The following is a 2,279-nucleotide window of genomic DNA, read 5'->3' on the forward strand; positions in this document are numbered from 1 at the left end:
TGTTCTTCAACTCGACCCGCATATCCTCGCGCAGGTTGGCGTCCAGCGCAGAGAGCGGCCCGTCCAGCACCATCAAGAGCAGCAGCGACAGCGCAGATCCCAACGGCCAGTTGAGCTGCGTGATGATCGCCGCAATTTTTAGCGTGTTCAAAAGGATATAGCGGTAAAAGGGATCAGTTAGCGCCTTGATCCAGTTATCCAGATGAAATTCCGCCGTGTCGCCGCCCGTGGCAGAGCGTAGCCAAAAGGAATAAACCACGATGAAAAGCAAAGGCACAAACAGCAGCAGCCCCACCGCGCCAAGGGCGGGGGACAGCAAGATCCAAGGCTGACGTGCCGCGCGCCGTTCGATGCTCATGCCAGATGCGCCATTGATCCGGTTAAGATTGACAGAGCGGCCGCATTGATCGAACAGATAGCCAGGACATTGAACATAGACATGATCAATGGACAAGACACCAAAGAAACTTGCCCGCGATCTGGACTGGAACTTGCTACGCACCTTTGTTGTCGTCGCCGATGCCGGGTCCATCACCCGCGCCGCCGAGGTGCTGGGGCTGCAACAACCTGGCGTGTCCAGCGCGCTGAAGCGGCTGGAGGGGCAACTGGGGTGGCAGTTGATCGACCGCAAGCCAGCGCGGTGCCAACTGACCATGGCCGGACGCCTGCTTTATGACGAAGCTGTCGATATCCATGCGTCAGAGGCTTGGATACATTGTTTGAAACGCTATTTTTGTCTGAACGATGTCGCCGCCGGGGGCATGAAAGTCAGCCGCGCTCAGGTCGCGCGACAGGCCGGACATCTGGCACCGCTTCTCTTTGTTCAGGCCGCGCGCGGGGCCGCAGCAGCGGTTTTTCCCCGACCAGCAGCGCAGTAAACCCGATCGGCCCCGCCTGCCCCGATAACCGCGCGCGATAGATCGGGATCGCCTCGGTCACGCGCATCACATAGTTGCGGGTTTCGCGAAACGGGATGTGTTCGATCCAGTCTACGATATTCATCTCGCCCAGACGCGGGTCGCCGCGTTCGTCCATCCAGACCCGCGGGCGGCTTGGCCCTGCGTTATAGCCCGCAGCAATCATCACCGGCGTGTCCCCGAATTCTGCGGTCAGCATGGCCAAATATGCCGCCCCCAGCACCGCGTTATACTGCCAGTCAGAGGTCAGCCGCGCGCGGCTGTAAGGCAGGCCCAGCTTGCCTGCGACCTCTTCTGCTGTGGCGGGCATCAGTTGCATCAGGCCCAACGCCCCAACAGGGCTGCCGATACTGATGTTGAATTCGCTTTCACGCCGCGCCACCGACAGCGCCAGCGCAGATTCCACCGGTGAATCCAACGCCGCCAGATCATGCACCGGAAAATAGACATCAGGGATGATAATGCCCCGCGTCGCCGCCGTTTTCCCCAGCAGCAAGGTATAATATTGTTCGCCCAACGCGTTGAAAAACGCACCGAGTGCCGCCAACGCATCTGGTTCCAGCGTTTCGCCCAGCGCGGCAACAAAGCTGACGGCATGGCCACGTTGCCCCGCCGCAAGCAGCATCAGCGCGGCTTTGGTCAGCGCATCGTCAAAAACGGCAGCGCCCCGCCATTCAACCGGTGGCTCTGCCAATGCAGGGTCAAGCGGCAGGCCCAGATGATCCGCTGCCAGCAACCCGTAAAACCCGGTCTGGTGTTCTGCCGCACGGGCAAAGGCGGCGGCGGCTTGGTCGGGCTGGCGCAAAACCTGATGCGCGCGCCCGATCCAGTAATGCATGCGGCCCAGCGAAATGGGCGTTTCAACCCCGATGGCCGCCGTTTCGAAATGTGCCAGTGCCGACACCGGATCACCCAGATAGGTCAGCGCGATATAGCCCGCCAGCCATTCCAGATCGGCAAATGCTTCGCCCTCGGTCAGGTAATGGCGCGATGCCAGCGCATAGGCCCGTGTCGCGCGCCCCTCGCGCATGTCGGACCGCGCCAACGCCCGACGCCAGCCCGACCAGCGGAACGGCTCACCCAGTGCCGCAGGGCTGGTGGACCGGTCCAGCACGATTTCAATCGCGTCGTCCCAACTACCGCGCGCGGCCATCCAGCTGAAACGGGCATAGGCAAACCCAGGGTCCAGCCGCGCCCGCGCCGGCACCTGATTATAAAGCGGCATCATATTGGGCAGCCCCTGAATATAGCCAATGCGGGCGGCAGCGGCAGCGCGCTGGGTGTCATCCAGTAGCGGCAGCATCCGTTCCGCATCCGACCGGCGCGACCGCCACAGCATTGCATCGGTTCGGGCAATGTGAA

2 protein-coding genes and 1 pseudogene are annotated in these 2,279 nt (G+C 61.8%); 1 reads left to right on the forward strand and 2 read right to left on the reverse strand.

Going from position 1 to position 2,279, the window contains the following annotated elements; all coding sequences use genetic code 11:
• A pseudogene (locus IBX59_RS15070) lies at positions 1-358 on the reverse strand (hypothetical protein); the annotation flags it as partial.
• 88 nt (positions 359-446) lie between these two features.
• Between IBX59_RS15070 and IBX59_RS15200 the strand changes: the two are divergent.
• On the forward strand, positions 447-878 hold the full coding sequence (locus IBX59_RS15200) for a LysR family transcriptional regulator (RefSeq protein WP_367119395.1): 432 nt from the start codon (positions 447-449) through the stop codon (positions 876-878).
• On the opposite strand, the gene IBX59_RS15080 is transcribed toward IBX59_RS15200, so the two are convergent.
• On the reverse strand, positions 769-2,279 hold a 1,511-nt coding region (locus IBX59_RS15080; protein ID WP_296377037.1), incomplete at its 5' end, for a lytic transglycosylase domain-containing protein. The genes IBX59_RS15200 and IBX59_RS15080 overlap by 110 nt on opposite strands.

Source organism: Yoonia sp., from assembly GCF_014859355.1.
Lineage (GTDB): Bacteria > Pseudomonadota > Alphaproteobacteria > Rhodobacterales > Rhodobacteraceae > Yoonia.

Excerpts from the sequence above, each read along its gene's own strand:
- IBX59_RS15200 (WP_367119395.1), top strand. The coding sequence starts at position 447 with ATGGACAAGACACCAAAGAAACTTGCCCGCGATCTGGACTGGAACTTG.